General features: G+C 61.5%; 25 protein-coding genes and 1 pseudogene. 19 read left to right on the plus strand and 7 right to left on the minus strand.

Translation table 11 applies throughout. The annotated features are described in order from the left end of the window. Positions 1–45: 45 nt before the first annotated feature. From J2046_RS29770 to J2046_RS29795, 6 genes are all read left to right on the plus strand, one after another. Positions 46–858 carry a shikimate dehydrogenase family protein gene (locus J2046_RS29770; RefSeq protein WP_210058012.1) on the plus strand — a complete coding sequence of 271 codons (813 nt, stop codon included), beginning with the start codon at positions 46–48 and terminating at the stop codon, positions 856–858. Between the two features lie 150 nt (positions 859–1,008). Next, the gene (locus J2046_RS29775) at positions 1,009–2,136 is read left to right on the plus strand and encodes an ABC transporter substrate-binding protein (protein WP_411828567.1); all 1,128 of its coding nucleotides are present in this window, start codon (positions 1,009–1,011) and stop codon (positions 2,134–2,136) included. Between the two features lie 93 nt (positions 2,137–2,229). Beyond that, on the plus strand, positions 2,230–3,108 hold the full coding sequence (locus tag J2046_RS29780; RefSeq protein ID WP_210058016.1) for a branched-chain amino acid ABC transporter permease: 879 nt from the start codon (positions 2,230–2,232) through the stop codon (positions 3,106–3,108). Beyond that, positions 3,105–4,079 (plus strand): branched-chain amino acid ABC transporter permease, encoded by a 975-nt coding sequence (locus J2046_RS29785; RefSeq protein ID WP_210058018.1) that lies wholly within the window; start codon positions 3,105–3,107, stop codon positions 4,077–4,079. Before J2046_RS29780 ends, J2046_RS29785 begins: the two co-directional genes overlap by 4 nt. Before the next feature lie 2 nt (positions 4,080–4,081). After that, positions 4,082–4,828 carry an ABC transporter ATP-binding protein gene (locus J2046_RS29790; RefSeq protein WP_210058106.1) on the plus strand — a complete coding sequence of 249 codons (747 nt, stop codon included), beginning with the start codon at positions 4,082–4,084 and terminating at the stop codon, positions 4,826–4,828. A gap of 1 nt (position 4,829) precedes the next feature. Next, on the plus strand, positions 4,830–5,552 hold the full coding sequence (locus tag J2046_RS29795) for an ABC transporter ATP-binding protein (protein WP_210058020.1): 723 nt from the start codon (positions 4,830–4,832) through the stop codon (positions 5,550–5,552). Positions 5,553–5,639: 87 nt separating this feature from the next. Here the strand turns inward: J2046_RS29795 and J2046_RS29800 are convergent, their stop codons facing one another. From J2046_RS29800 to J2046_RS29810, 3 genes are read right to left on the minus strand one after another with little or no spacing between them, the layout of a single operon-like run. After that, on the minus strand, positions 5,640–6,398 hold the full coding sequence (locus tag J2046_RS29800; protein ID WP_210058023.1) for an SDR family NAD(P)-dependent oxidoreductase: 759 nt from the start codon (positions 6,396–6,398) through the stop codon (positions 5,640–5,642). Then, positions 6,391–7,170, minus strand: coding sequence for an SDR family NAD(P)-dependent oxidoreductase (locus tag J2046_RS29805; protein ID WP_210058025.1), 780 nt, complete (start codon positions 7,168–7,170; stop codon positions 6,391–6,393). The genes J2046_RS29800 and J2046_RS29805 overlap by 8 nt, the downstream gene beginning before the upstream one ends. Beyond that, positions 7,167–8,885: an FAD-dependent oxidoreductase gene (locus tag J2046_RS29810; RefSeq protein WP_210058027.1), complete on the minus strand. Its 1,719-nt coding sequence runs from the start codon at positions 8,883–8,885 to the stop codon at positions 7,167–7,169. Before J2046_RS29810 ends, J2046_RS29805 begins: the two co-directional genes overlap by 4 nt. Positions 8,886–8,947: 62 nt before the next feature. On the opposite strand from J2046_RS29810, the gene J2046_RS29815 reads away from it, so the two are divergent. The 13 genes from J2046_RS29815 (at position 8,948) to J2046_RS29875 (ending at position 19,239) form a co-directional block, all read left to right on the plus strand. After that, the gene (locus J2046_RS29815; RefSeq protein ID WP_210058029.1) at positions 8,948–9,901 is read left to right on the plus strand and encodes a helix-turn-helix domain-containing protein; all 954 of its coding nucleotides are present in this window, start codon (positions 8,948–8,950) and stop codon (positions 9,899–9,901) included. A 140-nt stretch (positions 9,902–10,041) separates the two neighbouring features. After that, the gene (locus J2046_RS29820; RefSeq protein ID WP_210058031.1) at positions 10,042–10,605 is read left to right on the plus strand and encodes an NIPSNAP family protein; all 564 of its coding nucleotides are present in this window, start codon (positions 10,042–10,044) and stop codon (positions 10,603–10,605) included. Between the two features lie 541 nt (positions 10,606–11,146). After that, complete coding sequence (locus tag J2046_RS29825) at positions 11,147–11,413, plus strand: hypothetical protein (protein WP_210058033.1); 267 nt, start codon at positions 11,147–11,149, stop codon at positions 11,411–11,413. A 645-nt stretch (positions 11,414–12,058) separates the two neighbouring features. After that, positions 12,059–13,489 (plus strand): F0F1 ATP synthase subunit beta, encoded by a 1,431-nt coding sequence (gene atpD, locus J2046_RS29830; RefSeq protein ID WP_210058035.1) that lies wholly within the window; start codon positions 12,059–12,061, stop codon positions 13,487–13,489. Between the two features lie 16 nt (positions 13,490–13,505). Continuing rightward, positions 13,506–13,955: a F0F1 ATP synthase subunit epsilon gene (locus tag J2046_RS29835; protein WP_210058037.1), complete on the plus strand. Its 450-nt coding sequence runs from the start codon at positions 13,506–13,508 to the stop codon at positions 13,953–13,955. Next, complete coding sequence (locus tag J2046_RS29840; protein WP_210058039.1) at positions 13,952–14,245, plus strand: AtpZ/AtpI family protein; 294 nt, start codon at positions 13,952–13,954, stop codon at positions 14,243–14,245. The genes J2046_RS29835 and J2046_RS29840 overlap by 4 nt, the downstream gene beginning before the upstream one ends. Beyond that, positions 14,227–14,538, plus strand: coding sequence for an N-ATPase subunit AtpR (locus J2046_RS29845; protein WP_210058041.1), 312 nt, complete (start codon positions 14,227–14,229; stop codon positions 14,536–14,538). The genes J2046_RS29840 and J2046_RS29845 overlap by 19 nt, the downstream gene beginning before the upstream one ends. Next, entirely contained in the window at positions 14,535–15,239 is a 705-nt protein-coding gene (locus tag J2046_RS29850) for a F0F1 ATP synthase subunit A (RefSeq protein WP_210058043.1), read from the plus strand. Before J2046_RS29845 ends, J2046_RS29850 begins: the two co-directional genes overlap by 4 nt. Continuing rightward, positions 15,236–15,481: a F0F1 ATP synthase subunit C gene (locus J2046_RS29855; protein WP_210058044.1), complete on the plus strand. Its 246-nt coding sequence runs from the start codon at positions 15,236–15,238 to the stop codon at positions 15,479–15,481. The genes J2046_RS29850 and J2046_RS29855 overlap by 4 nt, the downstream gene beginning before the upstream one ends. A 13-nt stretch (positions 15,482–15,494) precedes the next feature. After that, entirely contained in the window at positions 15,495–16,235 is a 741-nt protein-coding gene (locus J2046_RS29860; RefSeq protein ID WP_210058046.1) for a F0F1 ATP synthase subunit delta, read from the plus strand. Continuing rightward, a complete protein-coding gene (locus J2046_RS29865) occupies positions 16,222–17,760 on the plus strand; it encodes a F0F1 ATP synthase subunit alpha (RefSeq protein WP_210058048.1) in 1,539 nt (512 codons plus the stop codon). The genes J2046_RS29860 and J2046_RS29865 overlap by 14 nt, the downstream gene beginning before the upstream one ends. Further along, complete coding sequence (locus J2046_RS29870) at positions 17,757–18,602, plus strand: F0F1 ATP synthase subunit gamma (protein ID WP_210058049.1); 846 nt, start codon at positions 17,757–17,759, stop codon at positions 18,600–18,602. Before J2046_RS29865 ends, J2046_RS29870 begins: the two co-directional genes overlap by 4 nt. Before the next feature lie 202 nt (positions 18,603–18,804). Then, a complete protein-coding gene (locus J2046_RS29875) occupies positions 18,805–19,239 on the plus strand; it encodes a MarR family winged helix-turn-helix transcriptional regulator (protein WP_210058052.1) in 435 nt (144 codons plus the stop codon). 71 nt (positions 19,240–19,310) lie between these two features. On the opposite strand, the gene J2046_RS29880 is transcribed toward J2046_RS29875, so the two are convergent. The 4 genes and pseudogenes from J2046_RS29880 to J2046_RS29900 all read right to left on the minus strand — a co-directional run bounded on the left by J2046_RS29880 (position 19,311) and on the right by J2046_RS29900 (position 21,985). Continuing rightward, positions 19,311–19,556, minus strand: a complete 246-nt coding sequence (locus J2046_RS29880; protein WP_210058054.1) for a hypothetical protein — start codon at positions 19,554–19,556, stop codon at positions 19,311–19,313. 423 nt (positions 19,557–19,979) lie between these two features. After that, complete coding sequence (locus J2046_RS29885; protein WP_210058056.1) at positions 19,980–20,285, minus strand: hypothetical protein; 306 nt, start codon at positions 20,283–20,285, stop codon at positions 19,980–19,982. A gap of 433 nt (positions 20,286–20,718) precedes the next feature. Continuing rightward, a pseudogene (locus J2046_RS29895) lies at positions 20,719–21,210 on the minus strand (universal stress protein). Between the two features lie 217 nt (positions 21,211–21,427). Beyond that, positions 21,428–21,985 (minus strand): nitroreductase family protein, encoded by a 558-nt coding sequence (locus J2046_RS29900; RefSeq protein WP_210058062.1) that lies wholly within the window; start codon positions 21,983–21,985, stop codon positions 21,428–21,430. Positions 21,986–22,073: the final 88 nt, after the last annotated feature.

The raw sequence follows: 22,073 nt of genomic DNA on the forward strand, positions 1-22,073 counted from the left end.
TGGAAGCGGCCGGTCGAGCATTGAGCCGTGCCTTGGGAGGAAAGCATGACGCAGCCGTTGAAGGTCGACGGAGAGACCCGGATCTTTCCGATCGTCGGCCATCCTATCGGACAGGTGAAATCGCCGACATCCTTAAGCGGCATCATGGCGGACAGGGGTTTCAACGGCATGGTCGTGCCGGTCGACATCCTGCCGCAAGACCTGCCGGGCTGGCTGGCGCAGGCGAGCGCCATGCGCAATGTCGACGGCATCATCGTCACCGTTCCCCACAAGGTCGCCTGCCTCGCCTTCTGTGCCCGCGTTTCGGCCCGCGCCAAGGCATCGGGCGCGGTCAACATCATGATCCGCAACGGCAATGAGTGGATCGGAGACGCGACCGACGGCCAAGGCTACCTGGATGGCATCGCGGCGGAAGGTTTCGACGTTTCCGGCAAGCCGGCACTGCTGGTCGGCGCAGGCGGTGCCGGTTCCGCCATCGCCTATGAAATCCTCGCTCGCGGCGCCTCCGAACTTGCGCTCCACGATATCGACACGACAAAGCGCGATGCGCTCCTTGCCCGGCTGAACGAAGCCTTTCCGGGCAAGGCTCGCGCCGGCAGCACGGATCCACGCGGCTTTGCGCTGGTCGCCAATGCGACGCCGCTCGGCATGCGCGAAGGCGATCCCCTGCCCTTCCAGACGGAATTTCTGACATCGGAGCAATTCGTCTCCGATGTGGTGACGCGCCCTGCCGTGCCGCCGCTGATTGCGGCCGCACGGGCAATTGGATGCGGGACCATGCCGGGATCGGGAATGTTCAACGCCCAGGCTGTCCTGCTTGCCGAGCTGCTGATGGGCGTGCGTTCGATCGAGGCATGACGGACCTGCTGCTGATACGGCGTCCGCGTTGGTGAGCAGGGATTGAGAGAAATCGCGCCCCCGGGAGGAGTTCGGGGCGACCGCATTCCGAGAAGCCGTCATGAGGACCGCTTTCGGATTTTTGATATGATCATTCACGGGAGGAAGATGATGATCAGGAAACTACTTTCTACAGCTGCAATTTTCGTGGCCTGCACCGCCGCACCGGCGCTGGCCGAACTGAAGATCGGCTCGATCGTGGAATTATCCGGACCGGGCGCTGCCGCCGGCACCAATTTCCGCGACGGCGTGAAGATGGGCTTTGAAGAGGTCAACGCCGCCGGCGGCATTCTCAAGGAGCCTGTCACGGTCCTCGAATATGACAGCCAGACCGATCCGCAGGTTTCCCGCGCCATGGTGCAGAAGGCGATCGATGACGGCATTTATGCCATCACCGGCACGGTGTTCTCCTCGTCGACCGTGGTAAACATGATGGTCGCCAAGCAATATGGCATCCCGCAGTTCACCGGCTCGGAAGCACCCTCGATCACCGCCAAGGGCAACCCCTACATCTTCCGCACCGCTTTCGGTTCCCAAAAGGGCGTGCCGAAACTCGTCAAGTACATGGTCGAGAAGATGGGCGTAAAGAAGGTCGGTGTGGCCTGGGCTAACACCGAATTCGGCAAGGGCGGCCATCAGGCCTTCATCGATGAAGCCAAGAAGGCGGGCCTCGAGATCGTGGTCGACGTCCCTTCCGAACAGGCGCAGGCCGATTTCTCCGCCGACGTGCTGAAGCTGAAGAATTCCGGCGCGGAAGCCTTCTTCGTCTATTACACCGAGGAGGAAAGCGCCCGCTTCCTGCGCGAAGCCCGCAAGCAGGGTCTCGACAAGCCCCTGGTCGGCGAAACCACGCTGACCGGCCACAAGGTGATCGAGCTTGCCGGCGATGCCGCTAACGGTGCCATGGGCCATGTCGGCCTGACGCCCGATGCCGATATTCCGGCGCTTAAGGAAATGGTTGAGCGCTTCAAGACCAAGTTCAAGTACACACCGGATCACAACGCGATCAAGGGCTACACCGCCGCCTGGACGCTAAAATACGTCACCGAGATGGTCGGCAGCCCTGACGGCAAGGCGATTGCCGAAAAGCTGCACGGCCTGACGCTGAAGGCTTCCGAATATCCGGGCGTTCTTATGGACGTGAGCTGGGACGAAACTGGCGAAATGTCCCGCGAGAGCTTCTTCGTGAAGGTCGAGAACGGCAAGCAGGTGGTCGACGCCATCCTGCCGCCGAACTGAGCCGGGTGATTGCCCCCTTGCCGGCGGCCTATGCCGCCGGCGCATATCCAACAGCTTGCGCAAAGCCGACCACCAGCCCTTGAGGACGATCCCATGGCCGAGCTTATCCAGATTCTCATCTCCGGCCTTGCCGCCGGTTCCATCTACGCGCTCGCCGCGGTCGGTTTCACGCTGCTGTGGCAGGCGTCGCAAACCATCAACTTCGCCCAGGGCGAGTTCGTCATGCTGCCGGCCTTCTTCGTGCTCGTCGGCATGACCGTCTTTGGCCTGCCGCTGTGGCCCTCAGTGTTTCTGGCACTGGCCTTGTCGCTCGTCATTCTTGGCGTGGCCTTCAAGCGGCTGATCGTCGAACCGATGCTGCCGCACGGCACTTTGCCGCTGGTTATCGCCACCATCGCGCTCGGCCTTTTGATGAAGGAAAGCGTCAAGGAATTCTACGGCGCCACCGCCCAGCCCTTTCCGGCGATCTTCCCGCAGACGGTCTATCATGTCGCGGGCGCCAGCGTTTCGCTTCAAGACATCGGCAACCTGATCGTTTCCATGCTGGCGATCGGCGGACTGCAGCTCTTCCTCAACCGCACCCGAACCGGGCGTTGCATGCAGGCAAGCGCCCAGAACCCGGCGGTCGCCGAGATCCTCGGCGTCAACGTCAAGCGCATGGTGCTCTATACGTTCCTCATCAATGCGGCGCTCGCCACCATCGCCTCGGTGCTGATCTCGCCGATCTATCTCGCCAAGTTCTCCAACGGCGAAACGCTCGGCCTCGTCGCCTTCATCGCAGCCATCGTCGGCGGTTTCAACCAGATCCGTGGCGCGCTGGTCGGCGGCTTGCTGATCGGGGTGATCGACAACGTCTCCGCCGTCTACATCTCGGCGGAATATCGCTCGGCCATGCCGCTTATCCTGCTCATCGCCATCATCCTGCTGCGCCCGCAGGGCCTGCTCGGCACCCCGGAAGGGAGAACCGTATGACCCGCCTTCAACCCGTCCTTTTCGTTCTCGGCATCGCTGCGCTTGTGCTAGCCCCCATCGGCCAGGGCAATTACATCGTCTACACGCTCTGCTCGTGGCTCCTGTTCTCCATCGCCGCCATGGGGCTCAACCTGACGCTCGGCTATGCCGGTCAGGTCAGCCTCGCTCAGGCGGCCTTCATGGGCATCGGCGCCTATATCACCTCGCTGCTGACGCTTGCCGGCATCCACTGGGGCCTTGCCGCGATCCTCTCGATTGCCGCAAGCTTCGCCGTCGGCCTCATGCTCGGCTATCCGGCCCTGCGTGTACAGCATCACTTCCTCGCCTTCGTGACACTCGCCTTCAACACGCTGCTGTTCCTCGTGCTGCGCAACGAGGAGGAGATCACCGGCGGTTCCTTCGGTCTTTCCGGCATGGAGCGCCCGTCCTTCTTCGGTGTCTCCACCGACACCAACATGGCCTTCTACTACTTCTCGCTGGTCTGCTTCCTCATCGCGGCCTTCGCCATGTGGTGGATCCTGCGCTCTCCCTGGGGCCGCGCCTTCAAGGCGTTGCGCGAGAACCCGATCCGGGCCGAAAGCCTCGGCCTCAAGATCCGCCGCCAGACGCTGCTTGCCTTCGCCATCGGTTCCGCCTTCGGGGGATTGGCCGGCGCGCTTCAGGCTCCGCTGGTGCAGTTCATCGAGCCTGGCAGCTTCGCCCTCATCCATTCACTGAAGCTCCTGCTGATGGTGGTCGTCGGCGGCTCCGGCTTCTTCTTCGGGCCGATGCTCGGCGCGGCCGTGGTGATACTGCTGCCGGAAGTGCTGCGTTTCACCGAGGGCTATTACCTCATCATCTACTCGGTCCTGGTGATCGTGCTGATGGTCTATTCGCCGAGCGGCCTCATCGGTCTTGGCCGGAGGATCGCGGAAAAGCTGAAGCCCCGGCATGAAGCCCGCCGCGACCTGCAACAGGGGGTACAGCTGTGAACATCAACGCACCCATCCTTTCCGTCCATAACATTTCCAAGCACTTCGGCGGCATCCGCGCCGTCAACGGGGTGAGCTTTGAGGTTGAGAAGGGCGAGATCCTCGGCCTGATCGGGCCGAACGGCTCCGGCAAGTCGACCTTGTTCAACTGCATCCTCGGCCAGCTTCGCCCGACCGAGGGACACTGCGAGATCAACGGCAGGTCCACCGACGGCGTGCGCCCGGCGGACCTGTCGCTGATGGGCGTCGGCCGTACCTTCCAGCAGCTTTCGGTCTTCCCCAAGATGAGCGTTCTCGACAACGTCATCCTCGCCGGACAGGAGCACGAGGGCTCGATGCTCTCTCGCCTCTTCGGCAAGCCGGACGCGGGCCTCACCGAAAAGGCCGAGCAGCTTATCGAGTTCTTCCGTCTGACGCCTTATCGCGATACGCCAGCCGGCTCGCTTTCCTATGGCCAGCAAAAGCTGGTGGATGCAGCCATGGCTTTCATGGCCGGCCCCGGCATCGTGCTGCTCGACGAGCCGGCCGGCGGCGTCAACCTCACCATGCTCGGCCATCTCAAGGAACGGCTCATTACCTACAACCGCAAGCACGGCACGACTTTCGTCGTCATCGAGCACAACATGGAGTTCGTCATGTCGCTGTGCACGCGTATCATCGTGCTGGCGCAGGGCGAAATCATCGCCGAGGGGACGCCGGACGAGATCCGGTCGAACCAGACGGTCATCGACGCTTATCTTGGAGGCTGACATGCTGGAGATGAAGAAAGTCACCGGCGGCTATGGCCGCATCATCATCCTCAACGGAACCTCCTTCACCATTCCGAAGGCGTCGATCACCACGGTCATCGGCCCGAACGGCGCCGGCAAGTCGACGGTGTTCAAGGCGATCTTCGGGCTTCTCAACATCCATTCGGGCGAGATCCTGCTGGATGGGGAGGACGTCACGAAGAAATCGCCGGCCGAGATGATCGCCCGAGGCGTCACCTATGTGCCGCAGGGCCGCAACGTGGTGCCGCAGCTTTCCGTGCTTCACAATCTGGAGCTCGGCGGCATCACGTCAAAGGACCAGGCCAAGGTCAAGCGGCGCATGGAGGAGGTGATGGACCAGTTTCCCATGCTGCGCCAGCGTAAGGACCAGAAGGCGATCGAGCTTTCCGGCGGCCAGCAGAAACAGCTTGAAATCGCCCGCGCCCTGCTACTCGATCCCAAGCTGATCCTGATCGACGAACCCTCGATCGGCCTTTCGCCCAATCTGGTCCAGGAGGTGTTTCAGACGCTGATCCGCCTGCGCGACCAGGGGGTGACGATCCTCATGGTCGAGCAAAACGCCAAGGCGGCACTCGCCATGTCGGATTACGGCCTGGTTCTCGAACTCGGCCAGACACGCATGTTCGACAAAGCCGATACGCTGCTAAAGGACCCCCGCGTCGGCCAACTCTTCCTCGGCGGCCATATCGAGGACGCGGCCTGAAATCCTCCCGAAAATTCCTCCCAGCGCGTGCTGCGGAAAGGTCCGGTGAATTGTTCACCGGGCCTTTCCGTTTTATTGCTCTCGCCTTTAAGCCGATGCATCCCCGAAATCACCGAAGGCGGTCCAACCGCCATCGACCGGCAGCACGATGCCGGTAATGCCGGAGGATTCCGGCGACACCAGAAAGGCTATCGCGGACGCCACCTCCTCGGCGGCGATCAGCCGTCCGATCGGTGTGCGCCGGCGGATGATCGGCAGATCGACGCGGCCTGCATCGGCGAGCTTCTTCACCAGCGCCGTTTCCACGAAGGCTGGTGCGACGGCATTGACCCGCACGCCGAAGCCCGCCCACTCGCAGGCCATGGCCCGCGTCATGGCGACGACGCCCGCCTTGGCCGCGCCATAGGCATTGCGTTTCGGCAGTCCCGTGAGGCCGGCGATGGAAGACAGATTGACAATTGCGCCGCAGCGGCGCGCCACCATGCCCTTTCCGACCTCCCGCGACATCAGGAAGGTCCCGGCAAGGTGCACGTCCACCACCTTGCGGAAGGCATCCAATCCCTGTTCCAGCGTCGGCAGATGGGTGTCGCCGATGCCGGCATTATTGACGAGGACATCAAACGGAGCGGAGGCGGCGACCTCTACCGCCCGTGCTTCGTCGGTGATGTCGCAGGCGATGCCGCGATGAGCCGAGCCGGGATGGATTCGCCCGAGTTCGGCGGCGCGCTCGATGGCCTTTTCGCCGTCGAGATCGGCGATCGTTACCCGATAGCCGGCCTCGGCAAGCTTGAGCGCCGTGGCAAAGCCGATACCGTCGGCGCCTCCGGTGACCAGTGCCTCACGCATAGCCCGGCCTCGGCACGAGGCCCATCAGGGACTGGGTTAGGCCGCCATCGACCACCACATCCTGGCCCGTCACGTAGGATGCGCGCGGCGAGGCAAGGAAAAGTGCCACATCCGCCATGTCGTCGGGCGTGGCGATGCGGCGAAGCGGCACCATGGCCTCTCGCCGCTGCCTCGTCGTGTCATCGGCATAGAAGGCTTCAGAAAGCGGCGTGCGCACCAGGCCGGGGCTCAACGTGTTCGATCTTATCCCTTTGGGTCCCCATTCATAGGCTAGCTGGCGTGACAGCATCAGGATGGCGGCCTTCGACGCGGAGTAGGCGCCGCTTGCAGGCTGCGGTTCGCTTCCGGCGACGCTCGCGACATGGACCAGCACACCGGCCCCCCGCGCCACCATTCCCTTGCCGAAGGCCTGGGCGGCGAGCATGTAGCCGGTAAGGTTCACCGAGAGCATCATCGACCAGTCCGCCGGTGACACGCTATCGAGCGGGCCGGGGCGCAGCACGCCGGCATTGTTGACGAGGATGTCCACCCCGCCATGCCTGTCCACCTGACCGGCGGCAGCCTCGATGTCCTCCGGCCGAGACAGGTCGCAGGCGATGGCAAGTGCGTCATTGCCCAGTTCGGCGGCGAGCGGTTGCGTGCGTTCCAAGGTGCGGTCGATCAGCGCCACGCGGGCACCCTGCCCGGCAAAGGCGCGGGCGAGAGCCTGGCCTATACCGCCGCCGGCGCCGGTAACGACGGCAGTCTTTCCCTCCAGTCCAAGCCAATTCACGATGCTTTCTCCCTGTTGGCTGTTTTGCGTCCTGCTTCCTGTGCGATGCCAGCCAGATGGCGTCCGGTGATCCAGCCGAAGGTCATGGCGGGGCCGAGCGTGATGCCGGCGCCGGGATAGTTACCCCCCATGATGGAGGCACGGTCGTTGCCCACGGCGAACAGGCCTGGGATGACAGCTCCATGCCGGTCGAGCACCTCGCCCGGAACCGTCGTTTTCAACCCATCGAAGGTGCCGAGGTCACCCATCTCCATCCGAACCGCATAGAACGGCCCCTGCTCCACTGGTGCGACCGCCGGATTTGGCTTGTGGTCCGGATCCGCCAAATAGCGGTTGAACGCGGTCTCGCCGCGACGAAAGGCCTCGTCGCGGCCCTCGCGCGCGCCGCGATTGTATGTCGAGACGGTATCGTCCAGCCCTTTGGGGTCGATGCCGCAAACGCGCGCCAGCTCGCCAAGGGTTCTTCCCTTCTTCAAGTAGCCGGTGCGCAGCCAGAGCCGGAGCGGCATGGGGGCTGGCTTGGCATGACCAAGGCCGTATTTGCGGATGGTGCTGTGGTCGCAGATGAGCCAGGCGGAAGCTTCGCCGGAAGCGACCATGGCCGCGCCGACATCGTGATAGCTTTCGCTTTCATTGGTGAAGCGCCTGCCGTTCGACAGCACCGCGATCATCCCCGGCTTGTAGCGGTCGAGCAGGTGCGGAAAGACGCCCTTGCCCGGCACCCTGCTGACCGGCATCCAGGCCGCGGGTTGCGGATATTCCGCATTGAAGACCGCACCGGCTTCCTCCCCAAGCCGTATGCCGTCGCCGGTGATGGCCTGCGGTACCGGCGAAAAATGCCCACTGCCGGCCTTCACATGGGCGTAAGCCTCCGCCCGGCGCGCAAGATCATGGGCATAGCCGCCGCAGGCGAGCACAACGCCGAGCCGCGCCGTGATCCGTCCCGGACTCCTTCCACCGACATCGACGCCGATGACGCGACCATCCACCTTGACGAGATGCATGGCCGGGGTTTCGGTAAGGATCGGAATGCCGAGATCAAGGCAGCTCTTTGCCAATCGAGCAGCCAGCGCATTGCCGCTGGTGACCTGCACCCCCCGGCCGTGGCGGACCACCTCGCCGGCATGGGCGACGAGCCGTTTCAGCACATAGGCGAACGAGGTCAGCGACTTCGTGGCGTTGAAGAAGTGCTTGATGTCGGCATTTGAGGAATTGAACATCATGCCCATGAAGGTAATGGTCGAAAGCGGCGGCCTGAGCCGCTTCAGGTCCGGCCCAAGAGCGCTGGTGTCGAAGGGGGCAGCAAGCACCGAACGCCCGACATCCACGCCGCCATCCATCGTCGGATGATAGTCCGGATAAAGCGTGGGCACGAACTTCACCACTGTTTCCGTCTCGAACCAGTCGAGCATGCGCGGTCCCGCGTCCAGAAAGGCGTCGACGGCTTGCGGCTGGAACCAGTTGCCCGTCTCCGCCGCCACGTAGCGGCGCGCGGCCTCGCGGGTATCGGCGGGATTGTTCGTCTTTCCGTGGCGATTGCCGGGGATCCACAGCACACCGCCGGAAAAGGCGGTGGTGCCGCCGAAGACGGCTTCCTTCTCGATGACGATGACCGACAGGCCATGTTTTTTCGCGGTGATCGCCGTTGCGAGCCCTCCCGCGCCGGATCCGACCACCAGCACGTCACAGACGCGCCCCTCGCTTGCCCGTTCCATGATTTCCTCCCGTTTCTCACGCTACACAGGGAAATTGCTACGCGCGGGGAGAGGCCGGACCAATGGACGCTGCCGTGCAATTGTTGCACAATTCGATCGGAGCAATGGGAGGAAAAATGGGCGGCGAGGCGACGGCGAGCATTCCGCACTACTATCTCTATGGAGATCAGGGTGCGGATGTCGAACTAGACTTATTGGATATCGAGATCATCAGGGAGCGAAGCGGTCCGAATGATTGGAGGATTCGTCCGCATGCGCATCCCGATCACATGCAGGTTCTGCTGGTGCGCGAGGGTGGCGGCACCATCCGCATGGAGGACCTTTCGCTGACGATCCCCGTCCCCGGGATTTTGGTCATCCCGGCGGGTATCGTCCACCAGATCGACTTCGATCCGGGAACCGACGGCTTCGTCGTCACCGCCGCCCTCGGCTGCCTGAAGGCGGCAGCGGAGAGTGACGCAAGGCTTGTCGATGCCGCGAGCCGCCCGGCCGTCTATTCGCTGGAAGGAACCGGTGTCAACATCGCCGCCGTCACCGACACCTTCTACTGGCTGCACCGGGAATATGTCTGGTCCGCCCCCGGTCGCCGTACCGCGATCCTCGCGCAGTTCATGCGGATTCTGGTGGTGGTCCTGCGCCTCAGCATCACACAGGAAGATCCGCGCATCATCGCGCCCGACCGGGACTATGATCTTCTCGCTCGTTACCGGGCGCTGCTGGAAGAGCATTTCCGCAGCGAGCGCTCGCCGGCCTTCTATGCCGATGCTCTCGCCGTCACCCCGGCGCGGCTCAACGCCGCCTGCAAGAACCGGGCGGGCAAAACGGCGTCCGACCTGCTTTACGAACGCGTCACCATCGAGGCCAAGCGCTATCTGGTCTATACCGAAAGCAGCGTGGCGCAGGTGGCCCATATGACGGGCTTCGACGATCCCGCCTATTTCAACCGCTTCTTCACCCGGCAGGCCGGCATATCGCCCGGCGCCTATCGCAAGCAGGTGGCGAGCAGCCACGCGTAGAGCTGCGCGTGAGAGCGATGGATCGTCCATGTTTTGCGACGGGTGATCCATTTCATGGCAAGGCTTCCTGCAACAATCTTGCTATGCGCGTCGCGCTCGAAAGGGACTATTCCCGCGACGCCGTAAGGCATGGAGGAAACATGATTCACGAATGGCGGAGCTACCGGCTGAAGCCCGGAGCGGCGATACCCTATCTCGAACTGCTGGCGGGCTACGGGCTTCCATTCGTGAGCCGGCATCTGCCACTGATGGGCTACTGGCTCGCCGAAACCGGCCCCCTTAACGTTATCCATCATCTGTGGAGCTACGCGGACTGGGCCGAACGCGAGGCCTGTCGCGCAGCATTGGCCAAGGAAGACGAGTGGGTGAAGGAATTCATCCCCAAGGCCTTTGCGCTGGTGGAGGAACAGCAGAACCGCATGCTGCGCCTGTCCTCCGGCTCCGGCCTGTTTGAAAAAGCGCTCGGGCAGAGACGTGCCCCCCTTCCCGCGCGTGAAGCCGGATCGCCTCTTTTCGCCGGCGATTTCGCGGTCATCGTCAATGGCGAAGCCTATGGGGAAACCGTCGCGGCCTTTCGGCCTCTCTCGGGTGCCCCCTGCCTGCCGCTTGCCCTTCTTTCGCGCTCGCCCGATCCGCTCTCGTTCGAATGCGCCGTCGGTTCCTGCCCAACCGTTCTTCGGCCGCTGGCATTCTCCCGGCTATAACTTGGCGCGTCTCCCGTCAAACGTTGTTGCCAAAGAAATCGGCGCCTGTTGGCGGTGTGATGGCGGACGTGGGCCTAGCCGCGGAAAGGGCTTAGACCGCGCTCCGTGCAATCATTTCCCCTGCACGGGGTATTCGTAATATCACCGAACAGTGTTTTTGGAGTTCTGGCGTATAATTTTCACCAGCCGGTGACATTCATGCGCCAAGGCGGGTTTTACGACCAGTCGGTGACATCGAAGATGCATATCCGTCGTGTCGATGCACCGCACGTTCTTGCCTGCAATTGTAAGCTCGTAAGCAGTTTGATCGCCGCAGGAGCACTTTTGAATGCAATTGCCGCCTCAGCGGACGGATGTACCGCTTCTGCAGCAAGACGCCGACAGTCAGGACCTCCCAACCATCTCAGGCCCCAGGTGGGGCAATGCAGATCAAAAATCTTGCTTGTCCGCTAGGTTGAGGTCACTAAAAACATTTCACCGGTTCTGCCGGGGTTTTCACACAGCCTAGCGCACGCGGCATTGGAATGAGGAGCGGGTGGCGATGACGAAAAAGCCAAAGCTGGAGCATTCGGATTTCTCCGGCGAATTCGAAGACGACGGGATTACTGTTCTAGTGGACATTCACAGGCCCGCCGGCAGTAGCGACGGCTGGACCCTCGAGGTGATCTCGCAGGAGGAAGACGTAACGACTTGGGAGGGCAGTTTCGTCAGCGACAAGGAGGCGTGGGAGGAATTTCTTGCCACGACTGAACGGGACGGCATTCGTTCGTTCCTCGGCGACGACGACGCCAGCCAGTCGGTGCACTAGGTACGACCGGCCGACGGAGTAGTAAGCGCGACTTCGCCCGTCCATGCGGGCGCGTTCGGTCGGCTGAAACGAACGCACCGCTTACACCACCAAAATCATCACATCGAGGATCGAGAACTGTCCTCGCACCGCAGTTGCGGGTCCTTGATGGTGGTGCCGCCACCTGCCGGCGGCATACTCCGCGGGTTTGATGCTCTGTCTAGAAGACAAACATGTAAAGCAGGATGATCACGAAGATAGGGACGCCTATCGCCCATAATAAAATACCCTTAAGCATCGTCTTTCTCCTCTGTTTCCGACACACAACGCGTTGCGTGGGCTGCGGTTCCTGCCCGCAGTAAGGTAGAGAATTCGGATTGTCGATGGCTGCTTCGGGCCGGTCGTTACCCAGACTTGTCGTTGAAGTCGGACATGTCGATCTACGAAATTCCGGCATTTTATCCGGTGCACCACCAACACCATCCATCCTGAAAGTTCCGGACCAGGATCATCCTCAGGATGCTGTGTTCGAATTTGAGGCCATGCGAACGCTCCGGGGACAAGCCGATGGGAATTCTCAGACGGGGGTGACAAAGATCAATGTAGCGATCGGTTCATCCAGACAGTTTGCCGTGGAGTTCAGCTTTCAATCGAGGCAGAATTGCCATGGCAGAATCGGGAAAAATCGTAGCGATCCGCGGCGCAGTGATCGACATCACCTTCGCGCCGGAAAAACTTCCCGAGATTGACGAAGCTCTTTCACTTCAGGGCGAGAGCGTCACTTTGCTGGCAGAGGTCCAGGCGCATCTCGACCGTCACACGGTCCGCGCAATCGCGCTCCAGACAACCAGCGGGCTTCGGCGGGGCGACGAGGCTGTGCGTCTCGGCCAGCCGCTCAACGTGCCCGTCGGCGATGCGGTCCTGGGACGACTGATGGATGTCGCCGGCAATGCCGGCGATGGTCGCGGAGAATTTCCGGCCAGCCTGCCGCGTCGTCCGATCCATCGGCAGCCTCCGGCACTCGTCACTCAGAAAGGCGTTTCCGATCTCTTCGTCACAGGCATCAAGGTGATTGACCTCCTGACGCCGATCGCCCGAGGCGGGAAAGCCGCCATGTTCGGGGGAGCGGGCGTCGGCAAGACGGTTCTCGTGATGGAATTGATCCACGCAATGGTCAAGAGCTACCGGGGTATTTCTGTCTTCGCGGGCGTCGGCGAGCGCTCCCGCGAGGGGCACGAAATGTTACTGGACATGACATCCTCCGGCGTACTTGCCCGCACCGCACTCGTCTTCGGCCAAATGAACGAACCGCCGGGAGCCCGCTGGCGCGTGCCGATGACCGCGCTGGCGATCGCCGAATACTTCCGCGACGAACGCCACCAGAACGTTCTGCTTTTGATGGACAACGTCTTCCGCTTTGTCCAGGCGGGCGCAGAAGTGTCTGGATTGCTCGGACGCCTGCCGTCGCGCGTCGGGTACCAGCCAACACTCGCCAGCGAAGTTGCAGCCCTTCAGGAACGGATTGCTTCGGTCGGCGATGCCTCAATCACCGCGATCGAAGCCGTCTATGTTCCCGCTGATGACTTCACCGACCCTGCCGTCACGACGATTGCCGCGCATGTGGACAGCATGGTCGTGCTGTCACGCGACATGGCGGCCGAGGGGATGTATCCGGCGGTCGATCCCATAGCATCGTCATCCGTGCTGCTTGATCCTCTCGTGGTCGGCAGCGATCATGCCGAAGTCGCAATGGATGTCCGCCGCACGATCGAACGGTATCGCGAATTGCAGGACGTCATCTCGCTTCTCGGCGTCGAAGAACTCGGCAGCGACGATCGCCGCATCGTGGAGCGGGCAAGACGGCTCCAGCGGTTTCTCACGCAGCCCTTTGCCGTCACCGAGGCATTCACGGGCACGGCAGGCCGCTCGGTCACGCTCGCCGATACTATCGCCGGCTGCCGAGCCATCCTCGCAGGCGCTTGCGACGACTGGAACGAAAGCTCGCTTTATATGGTCGGCACATTGGACGAGGCACGCGAAAAGGAAGAGGCGATGCGCCGGACGGACGTCGGATCGCCGGCGAAGGTACACCAATGAGCGCAAAGGTGCACCAATGAGCGACGGCCTTCACCTCGTTATCACGACGCCCTCGGCCGTCCTGGCGGATGCCGCGGGTATCCGTTCCTTGCGTGCCGAGGACGCAAGCGGCGGTTTTGGCATCCTGCCGGGTCACGCCGACCTTCTGACGGTGCTTCCGGCGTCCGTCATCCGCTGGCGGGATCTAAAAGGCAAGATGCATTTTTGCGCCGTCAGCGGCGGCATCGTCACGGTTTCAGGCGGCAGCGAAGTCTCCATTGCCTGCCGCCAGGGCACGCTTAGCGACGACCTCACCAAGCTCGAGGAGGACGTAAAACGGATGCGGTCGAAACTTGCCGATGTCGATCGCTGCTCCCGCGTCGAACAGGCACGGATGCACGCCAATGCGGTGCGGCAACTGATGAAATACTTGCGTCCGGGTGAAGGGCGAGCGATCGCTCCGACCGATGGAAAGGCCGAGATATGACGACCGGCCCCGAACCTCCGCAAAGCAAGGATCGTTTGAAGGAAGCGGCACGCCGCGCCGCCGAGCGTGATCGCAAAAGTGTCGAAGAACCGGAGCCTTCGCTGGGCGTCCGCCTTGGGCAGATCGGCATTCTCGGCTGGACGATCATCGTGCCGACCCTGCTTGGCGTGATCCTTGGCCGCTTCATCGATCGCAGCCTGGGGACCGGCATCTTCTTCTCCGCGCCGCTCATCATGATCGGCGCCGCCTTCGGCCTCTGGTCAGCCTGGAAATGGATGCATCGCTCATGACTGGAAATATTCTCTCGCTGCAAGCAACTGGCATTGGGTTCCAGGCCGGGATCGGACTGGTCGCGGGTCTTCTGATCGGCCTCCTCCATTTCGCGACACTTCGGTGGAACCTTCATTTTTTCACCGGAGGAAGCCTTCCGAAAGCCTTTCTTCTTCAGCTCTTGCGCCTTTGCTTTTTGGGTGGCGCGCTCGCCCTGCTCGCCACATTCGGGGCAATGACACTGCTTTGCGGCATGCTGGGAATTCTCATCGCGCGCAGCCTCGTTTTACGGAGGACTGGGAGCCTTTCATGACCTCGCCGCTCGAAATCACGCCGCTTTTCTTTCTGGGCCCTGTGCCGATCACCGCTCCGGTCGTCGTTACCTGGGCCATCATGCTGGTGCTGACGCTCGTTTCCATTTTGGCAACGCGGCGTCTTTCTCTAACGCCCTCGAAGACACAGGCTGTGCTGGAAATGCTTGTCGAAACCATCGACGGCCAGATCCGCGACACGATGCAGACGGATGCCCGCCCCTACCGGCCGCTTGTCGGCTCCATCTTTATTTTCGTGCTCGTCGCCAATTGGTCTTCCCTCGTTCCGGGCGTTGAACCGCCGACAGCGCATCTGGAAACGGACACCGCTCTTGCCCTCATCGTGTTCGGCGCAACTATCTTCTACGGCATCAGGATCAGGGGTGCGGCCGGATATCTCAAGACTTTCGCCGAACCAAGCTGGGTGATGATCCCGCTCAATGTGGTCGAGCAGATCACGCGTACCTTTTCCCTGATCGTGCGTCTCTTCGGCAATGTCATGAGCGGCGTCTTTGTCATCGGCATCGTGGTTTCGCTGGCAGGCCTGCTGGTGCCCATTCCGCTGATGGCGCTCGACCTGCTGACCGGAGCCGTACAGGCCTACATCTTCGCGGTACTGACGATGGTTTTCATCGGTGCTGCAGTCGGCGGAGAGGCCGCATCACCCACCAATTCGCATCTACAGGAGCAGAAACAACCATGAATGTCATCGAAATCGTCAGCATTATCGCGGCAGCTCTTGCTGTCTCCTTCGGCGCGATCGGCCCCGCACTTGCCGAAGGCAGGGCCGTTGCCGCGGCCATGGACGCCATCGCACGTCAGCCGGAAGCGGCCGGTACGCTCTCGCGCACGCTTTTCGTCGGCCTCGCCATGATCGAGACCATGGCGATCTACTGCCTGGTCATCGCGCTTCTGGTCCTCTTCGCAAACCCCTACGCCGGTTGAGGACGCAAACGCCATGCATCTCGACTGGTGGACACTTGCGCTGCAGACGGTCAACGTCCTCGTGCTGCTCTGGTTGCTGAAACGCTTTCTCATGCAGCCCGTCGCCGCGATGATCGATGCCCGGCAGGCTGCAGCAGCGAAGTTGATTGCCGATGCGCAAGCCGCCAGGACGGATGCCATGGCGGAAAAGCAAAAGGCGGCAGAGGAAACCTCCCGACTTGCCGCGACAAGGGACGATGCGCTGAAGGCCGCCCTTGCCGAGGCCGAGGCGGCAAAGGCGGCCGTGCTTGCCGGCGGACGGGCGGAAGCGGAAAAGCTCCGCGCCGCGGTGGAGACCGATATAGAACGTCACAGAAAAGAGACGGAGACCTCCTATGCCGAAGACGCCAAGTCGCTGGCGGTCGATATTGCTGCGAAACTGGTCACCCGGCTGCCGGAAACTGCCAAGATTACCGGTTTCATCGACGGCATTGCCATGGCCTTGCGGGCTCTGCCGCCGGAAAGCCTGGCGGCGATCACCGAGAGCGGACCGGTTCCGGTACGGGCGGTCCGGGCCCTGACGGATAAGGAAACAAGCGACATTCGGGCCATGCTTGCCGAGGTCCTGGGAAAACCGGTGGAGATCACTGTCGCGGCGGATCCGACGCTGCTCGCGGGCTTGCAAATCGACGCGCCCCACGCGGTGGTTCGCAACAATTTCCGGGCCGATCTGGATCGCCTTCTGCGGGAGCTCAAAAGCCATGGCAGAGATTGATACCGAGACAAGAGCCTGGCTTTCTCAAAGCCGCGAAACGGTTGCGCGAACTCAATTGGCTCCCCTCGCGGAAGCAGTCGGGCGGGTGGAACAGGTGGCGGACGGAATTGCCAGCGTTTCCGGCCTGCCCAAAGCCCGGCTGAATGAACTGCTGCATTTCGACGGCGGCCGCACCGGGTTTGCGCTCACGCTCGATGCCGATACCATCGGCGCGGTACTTTTCGATGAGGGCGACACGATCGAGGCCGGCTCGCGCGTGACGGGCACCGGCGAAGTCGTACGGGTTCCGGTGGGAGAAGCCCTGCTCGGACGCATCGTCGACCCTCTCGGGCGTCCCCTCGACGACAAAGGCCCGATCGACGCTGAGGCCTTTCATCCAGCCGAACGCCCTGCCCCGGCGATCATCGAGCGCGATCTCGTCTCCCGGCCGGTCGAGACCGGTATACTCGTGATCGACGCGCTGTTTGCGCTGGGCCGCGGCCAGAGGGAGCTGATTATCGGCGACCGGGCCACCGGCAAGACGTCAATCGCCATCGATACGATCATCAACCAGAAGAATTCGGACATCATCTGCGTCTACGTTGCAGTCGGCCAGCGTGCGACGGCGGTCGAGCGGGTCATCGAGGCAGTTCGTACTCACGGCGCACCGGAACGCTGCATCTTCGTGGTGGCATCCGCATCGGCATCCCCCGGCATGCAATGGATCGCGCCTTTTGCCGGCTTCACCATGGCCGAATATTTCCGCGACCGCGGCGGCCATGCGCTGGTGGTCATCGACGATCTGACGAAACATGCAGCGACCCATCGCGAGCTTGCCCTGCTGACGCGGGAGCCGCCGGGCCGTGAGGCCTATCCCGGCGATATTTTCTATCTGCACGCCCGGCTTCTTGAACGCGCGGCGATGCTGTCGGCCGAGCGTGGCGGCGGTTCGCTGACGGCCCTACCGATCGCTGAGACGGACGCCGGCAACCTGTCGGCTTATATTCCCACCAACCTGATCTCCATCACCGATGGCCAGATCGTCTTGAACTCGCGGCTCTTCGCCGCCAATCAGCGACCGGCCGTGGATGTGGGCTTGAGCGTCAGTCGGGTCGGTGGCAAGGCCCAGCATCCGGCGCTGCGGCAGGTTTCCGGACGTATCCGGCTCGATTATTCGCAGTTCCTGGAACTTGAGATGTTCACCCGTTTCGGCGGCATTTCCGACAACCGCATCAAGGCGCAGATGGACCGTGGAGAACGGATTCGCACGCTGCTTGCCCAGCCGCGTTTCGCTTCGCTGCGCATGGTCGACCAGATCGGACTTCTTACGGCCCTCGGCGCAGGCGCACTCGATGCAATGCCCCCCGCCGACATCCTCGCGCTCAGGGCCCGCATTCCCTCTCTGATCGATGGAAGAGCGCCCGAGGTCGCCCGGTCCATAGCTGCCGGCAAACCGCTCGACGATGTTCAGCGAAGCGAGTTGGTTGCCGCAGTCCGCGCGATGGTCGCCGGCAACTCAACAACCGACCCGGAGACACCTCAGTGACCAGCCGCCTCAGCAATGTCGAAGCGAGGATCGGCTCCGCCGAACAGCTTTTGGCTGTCGTGACGGCCATGCGCGGCATAGCCGCCGCCCGCTCGCATGAAGCACGAACGCATCTTGAAGGTATCCGCGCCTATTCCGAATCCATCGGAAATGCGATCAGCAGAGCTCTTCCGCTCCTGCCGTCAAAGACGGCCATCTCCTTTGGCGCGGCGGAGCCAGGACATGCCATTATCGCGATATCGGCAGGCCAGGGTTTTGCGGGCAGTTTCAGCGAGCGCGTTCTCGATGCCACAGTCGCGATCATGGAAGAGGACCCGCAGAGCCGGCTTTTGATGATCGGCGACCGCGGTTTGATGGTCGCGGCCGAAAGAAACGTCGCGGTGGAATGGACGGCTCCCATGGTCGCCCATGTCGCTCAGATCGCAGATCTTGCCAGCCGAATCATGGAGACGCTCTACGACCGGCTGGATACAGGTGAGCTTTCGCGGGTGACCATGGTCTATACGACCCTCGGCGAAGCCGGCCAGCTCGATATCCTTTGCAGGCCGCTCATACCGTTCGACTATCGGCGTTTTCCGCCCTCCAGGTCCGCGCAGCCGCCGCTGATCACCCTTCCTGCGCAGCGCCTCGTAACACAACTCGCCGAAGAATATGTCTTCGCAGAGCTGTGCGAAGCGCTAACATTGTCTTTCGCGGCGGAAAACGAGGCCAGGACACGTTCCATGATCGCGGCAAAGTCCAATGTTGGCAGAACGCTCGACGGGCTCGTGTCGCTTTCACGCCAGCTGCGCCAGGAAGAAATCACCAACGAAATCATCGAACTATCTGCCGGCAATGTTTGATCCGGACACCGGACCGAAGCCGGCTGCGGTGCGGTCGTTGCGGCTCAGGCTGAAGTTCGCCCATTGCAGCCGGCGACCAAGACATCTGCCGCAGTGATTTGCGCTGGCTTGCCGTTGAAGATCGACCTTAGATGCTCTTGGGAGCTATCCTTCGCAGCCCTATCGCTGCAATATTGATCTAACCTCGTTCGAGTAAACCTAGATGAGCCCTGCCCAGGACCAGTTAGACATTGAAATATTCAAAGGACTGGCAGGGGTGCGGCTCGCTATGCGCCGGTTTCTCGCCTTCAGTGAAGCGGTCCTGACCAAGGCAGGCATTACCTCCCAACAATATCAGGCGCTTCTTGTCATCAAGGTCGCTGCGAACAACGAGATCATGATCAAGCAGTTCGCAAACGATATGCTGCTGTCACATCATGCCGCCGTGCAACTCGCCGACCGTCTCGTGGCGGCAAAATTTGTGCTGCGCAAAGCATCCCTTAAAGACAGGCGCAGCGTTTTGCTCAAGCTGACGACCTCTGGAGAAGCGCTTCTCGATACGCTTGCGCGTGATCACCTTCGCGAGATGCTCGCACATGAACCCTTGCTGGCCGAGTCCCTTCGGCGCCTACGCCAGATGAGCGAACCGGACGCTTGACCCCAGATATCGCCGATGACTGGGTCGGCCCCCCCTGTTTGCTTGGTATGACAGCTCGGCCTATCGATCAGCTACTTGACCTGCCCTCCCCGGACGGCATCGTTCCGGCCGGGAAACCTCAGCTTCTTGGTCGTATCCGTGAAAAATCTTGGGCCAACCAACCGGACCCGCTTTCCGGCGACATCGACGATATAGCGCGGCATATCGGGAGTGCCCGTAGGCAGTACCGACTGCGTTGCCGCGGCAGCAGGCAATGATCCGAGCCCGACGCCCAACAGCGCGAGCGCTTTGAAATAGCGTGCCGTCCTCAATCTCATGACAAGCGTAACTCCCGAAACGATCACGGTCCATCTGACGCTCGGTTCTTTCTTCCACGCGGCGCAGCACGACTATTCACCGGGAGGATGGCTCGCGTCCCGCCACCGGCAATATCTTCGCCGGGCCAACCGTTTCCCATCGGATGCCGGCGCTTTCGTCAGGGCTCCTTCGAAAGTTGACCGTCATCCTTCGCGGACGTTTTCCCTCGCGGTACATCAGAAAAATGGCGGTGCAGCTTTCCCTTGCCTGCACAACCGATAGCAGTTGGCCAGGTTTCGTCACGAGCAGGCCTTTGGCTGCAGCGGTACAGCCTGAGACCTCTCCAGCCAGGATTGGATGCGCGAGAGGCAAAAGTGCAAGCAGAACCAAAGGTTTGAACTTCATCGGAACCGGACACAACCATGTGATTGAAACGACCTACACTAATGCAGCCCAGACAAGTTCCGAAGCTCCTCCGGCTCAAACAGGGCGTCGCAGACTTCCTCAATCATGACGCGAACGGCACCCGCGACCGGTGGCGAAAGAGTTTCGCCCTGCCGGGCGGCGTGAGCAATGCGGATCAATCCTTCCAGCTCGGCGACGTTGTCGATCAATCCGTCCAGTCTCTCCTCGATATCGGCGGGCAATGAAGCGGACATCAACAAACCGTCGAGGTTCAAGATTCCCCGCTCGCTCAACTTGCTTTCGAGAAGCAGCGACAGCCTTGCGAATTCATCCATGTCCGCCATGTTTCCTCCCAATATAGCACCATCTCAACTTGCAAGGTTTAGCCCCAGCCATTTTTTTGACGCGCCCGTAATTCGGGCACGATTTTGATTAATTTATATCACGCCATGATACAAATTAAAAGAATAGAACCTTTGTTACGAAGATCATTCAGACTTGGCCAGGTGCGATTGATGCCGGCGTCAAAATGCTTCCCGGCGGCAAAGACGATGAAATACGACCGTCACCTGTAGCGAGCCCCCTCTTAAGCGGTCACGCAATGATGGTGTTCAGCCTGCTACCGGCTTTCTTTGATTTTCTGCTACGCATCGCGGGATGTCTTACTCCAAATGATAGCCCAAGACGTGAACCGTGAACCATGTCGGCAGGTGTTGAGAGGGTCTTTCAAGGCAATCCAAGCCTCACATGAGCGGTTTGTGACGGCGCCTCAATCTTTCATGGAACGACAACGACTGCGCAGGTGGCTAGGCTTACAAGCCTTTGAGATACGCTGCCGAGCAACAATCCGGTCAGCCTTCGTCGTCCACGGCGCCCGGCGACGATGACGTCCACCTTGTCTCATCGGGCCTTGTCGATGATCACCTCAGCGGAGTCACCCCGGGCCGACTGTACCTCAACGTCGGGAACACCCGCCTCATGAGCGGCTTCCTTCGCCTGGTGCAGGATTTGATTTGCAAGTCCTTCAATGGCGTCGCCGACACTTCCTTCCGCCCGCGCAAATTGCTTGATGTCCTCCCTAGCATGCCCCTCGACCGTCAGAATCGATAGTTTGCCGCCACCAGTCAGCGCCATGCCGACGGCAACTTCCGTCGCGCGCGCCGCGCTTTCCGATCCGTCCGTGGCAAGCAGAACATGTCGCATCAGCACTTCTCCTCGTCGTCTGGCGGCAACAACACCAAGGATGAAACAAGACCGCTGCCTTGTCATCCAGATGCCGCCGCGGTCTCATCCTGCGGATCGGCGACCAAGACCGCCATGACAGTTTTGGCCGCCTCGGGTTCGGATCTTCCGCGCAATGCCTTGACCTGCTCCCGTTCTGCCACCGGTAATGATTTTGATCGTATCCTCCAGTCGTCTGGGCAGGTTTGCTCTTGCTGTCTAAGGTGATCCAGACATTCGTCAGATCCGATGGCGATCATCTACATCAGTCCAGCCAGCGAAGACGTGCGCGATTGCGCGGCACAGGCGGCATCGGTGCAGCAGGATGGCCGACGATAATTGGCGCGACCGGCACGAAATCCTGCGGCACACCAATGGCCTTGCGGCCTTCTTCCGTCTCCAGCCAGCGCTGGGCGAAGCCGATCCAACAGGAACCGAGCCCACGGGCATAGGCGGCAAGCATCAGGTTTTCTGCGGCAAGCGAGGCATCTTCGACGGCCCAATCGCCGCTGCTGGCGGAAATGACGATCAGCGCCGGAGCGTGATAGAAGATATGGAAATCCGGATTTTCCAGGTGCTCGCGCAGATGAGGCGGAGGAGCGTTCTCTTGGTATGCCTTCAGCACATGGGCCTTGGCCACTGACGAGATCCGGTCGAGCAGCGGTTTATTCCGAATAACGGTAAAATCCCAGGGTTGCCCATTGACGGCGCTGGGCGCCTGAATGGCAGCCTCGATCAGAAATTCGAGCATCGACTTATCGACCGGCTCCGCCGTAAAGGCCCGCGTGGCGCGACGGCCATAGATTGCCTCGATGACTTCCATTTTAATCGTCCTTGCTGTTCTCCTCTTTTGTTATACCACCTTCCGGTGAGGGCATTGATCTCAGTCGGCTTTGGGCGGCGGGCATATT

It is taken from the genome of Neorhizobium petrolearium (assembly GCF_017873175.1).
GTDB lineage: Bacteria > Pseudomonadota > Alphaproteobacteria > Rhizobiales > Rhizobiaceae > Neorhizobium > Neorhizobium petrolearium.